Genomic DNA, 2,081 nt, shown 5'->3' on the forward strand with positions numbered 1-2,081 from the left:
GTTTAATTGATTCCGTTTATTCCCACACCTTTTTTTGTGTTGTGGTTGAGTTGTAGAAGCAAGTTGCGTCTTGTTTCAATTTTGAAAGGGCTTCTTTGAGCCGATTAGTGTATATAGCTTATTTTGCTATGCACATATTTAATCGACTTGAAGAAGCCCTTTTTGTGTTGTTTTCAAGTTTGCAGGCTGGGTTATGAATCATAACAAATTACAAAATAGAGGAGATATGAAAATGAAGAAAGATTGTAGACACTTACAACTAGTACCAACAGTAGAGGAACATAAAACACGAATGGAAAAAAATCAGAAATCATATGCTGCGTCAGCCATGTCATCTGAATTCAGAGCAAGAGTGAATCAAATGAGAGGATGTTTTGAAGCTGAAATTATATTACCAGATGGGAAATTTCAATACTTTAAACCAGATACTCTTAATGAAAAGGTGGCCATTCAAGAAATCGCTTTATACATTGAAGGCATACAGGAAGCAAAAGAAGGCTACGTAATCTTATGGCGCTTTGTCGGGCAACAAAGTTTTTACCATGGTACAAAGATCGTAGCTGAACCGAAGATTCGTACATTCCTACGTAAACTGAAAGACTATTTTTTTGATTACGAAGAAGTTGTATATGAACCTGAAAAATAAGAAGGATAGAGGGAAATGAAAATGAAAAAAGATAACACTTGGACAGAATTAGATGATCCAAAAGAGCAGGAAACAAGAAAGCAATCCCAAGAGCCGGATGATATTTTTGCTGGTATGGATGAGCTATCGGAGATTAAAGATGAAGAACTACCATTTTAAAAAAGTCGAGGTAGTTTATAGAGGGTAAAAGGAAGAACTAAGTGATGTATTTACTTGGATCTTCCTTTTTTTATTGTAAAAAAAGAACTTGGAGGGAACTATTATGCGGTGCGAGACGTTCTCGAGTAAGTAATGCGGGAGCATAGGCGACAACGAGGACTATTCTTAATTGTAGAAACATCGAAAACAATAAAGAGTAGGATAACTGTTCAGGCGAGTGAGAGGAATGAAGGAGTAACGCCCCGAAACTCTCCCAGTGAGATTCCCAACTGCATACACTCGGCAGAGTGAGATGTTGGAAGCAGGGTAAAACATGCGGTTACGGTTCGTAGTGTCTATATGGATAACCGAAAGCCAGCAGGAATAATAAACCGGCTGGAACTAACTAAGTACCGTATGCTGTCAACCGACAAGGTGAGAATGTGTAAACACTGACGAACTTGCGAATGTACACCTCGATAGGTTTACGGGTCAGAAATGATTCGGAGTCTGAAAATAAGACTTGTCTAATGGATTGGAAACATCGCATAGTGACCAATCCTAACGTTGTTACAGGCAACGGAGCTAGACACGGGGTAAAGCAAGCACCTAAATCGGAGATTGAAAGATCTTTAAAACAACGATAGTCTGAACGGAACGTCGAAAGCCACTAACGTTGGGTCTATGACTCTATCGGCGGATATAGTTGAATACGAAACGGGTAACCGAGGGAAGTATTCTTAATAGTGGTGAGAGTAGTGGCACGACCGTTGAAGATTCTGTAATGGAATTGGAGGAACAGCCACAAGCCTATTTGTAGGAACTGAAATTTCATCTAATCTTGCATGGATTCTGGTAAGACTCAAAAGGTCACCAAATCAATATGAGAGTAGGTGATAGACCATGAATGATAGAACTAAGTCCACGCCAAAGAATAAGAAACTAAGACACAACGAATACTACGGTATCCAAACTTTCTTAGATAACTTATACCAGAAGGCAACAAAGAAAAATTCTTTTAAAAATTTAATGCCTATCATTATATCAGATGAAAATATACTCCTCGCTACCATCATCAAGCCAAGTGTCCATACACTAATACACGCGACCAATATAGAAACCATAAACCAATTCCTCAATAAATTAAAACTCAACGAGGAACAGTTAGGCAAACTTAATAAATTGCGGAAATTAGTCAAAAATGAGGAAATCTGTATGTAATCACAAAATGGAGGGGATATGGGACATGAACAACTAGCGTTGTTTGCTTAGAGCTTATCATTATTAGATGGAATGA

Annotated in this window: 3 protein-coding genes; all 3 read left to right on the forward strand. The window is 38.1% G+C overall.

Going from position 1 to position 2,081, the window contains the following annotated elements; translation table 11 throughout:
- The first annotated feature begins 232 nt into the window (after window positions 1-232).
- The 3 genes from KVT31_RS29260 to KVT31_RS30785 all read left to right on the forward strand — a co-directional run bounded on the left by KVT31_RS29260 (window position 233) and on the right by KVT31_RS30785 (window position 2,005).
- Window positions 233-646: a DUF6018 family natural product bioysynthesis protein gene (locus tag KVT31_RS29260; protein WP_000710695.1), complete on the forward strand. Its 414-nt coding sequence runs from the start codon at window positions 233-235 to the stop codon at window positions 644-646.
- A 15-nt stretch (window positions 647-661) separates the two neighbouring features.
- Window positions 662-805: a hypothetical protein gene (locus tag KVT31_RS29265; protein WP_000782414.1), complete on the forward strand. Its 144-nt coding sequence runs from the start codon at window positions 662-664 to the stop codon at window positions 803-805.
- A gap of 882 nt (window positions 806-1,687) precedes the next feature.
- A complete protein-coding gene (locus tag KVT31_RS30785) occupies window positions 1,688-2,005 on the forward strand; it encodes a hypothetical protein (RefSeq protein ID WP_000999902.1) in 318 nt (105 codons plus the stop codon).
- Window positions 2,006-2,081 lie beyond the last annotated feature (76 nt).

Source organism: Bacillus sp. GbtcB14 (assembly GCF_019091205.1).
Lineage (GTDB): Bacteria > Bacillota > Bacilli > Bacillales > Bacillaceae_G > Bacillus_A > Bacillus_A cereus_AG.

Excerpts from the sequence above, each read along its gene's own strand:
- KVT31_RS29260 (WP_000710695.1), top strand. The coding sequence starts at position 233 with ATGAAGAAAGATTGTAGACACTTACAACTAGTACCAACAGTAGAGGAA.
- KVT31_RS29265 (WP_000782414.1), top strand. The coding sequence starts at position 662 with ATGAAAATGAAAAAAGATAACACTTGGACAGAATTAGATGATCCAAAA.
- KVT31_RS30785 (WP_000999902.1), top strand. The coding sequence starts at position 1,688 with ATGAATGATAGAACTAAGTCCACGCCAAAGAATAAGAAACTAAGACAC.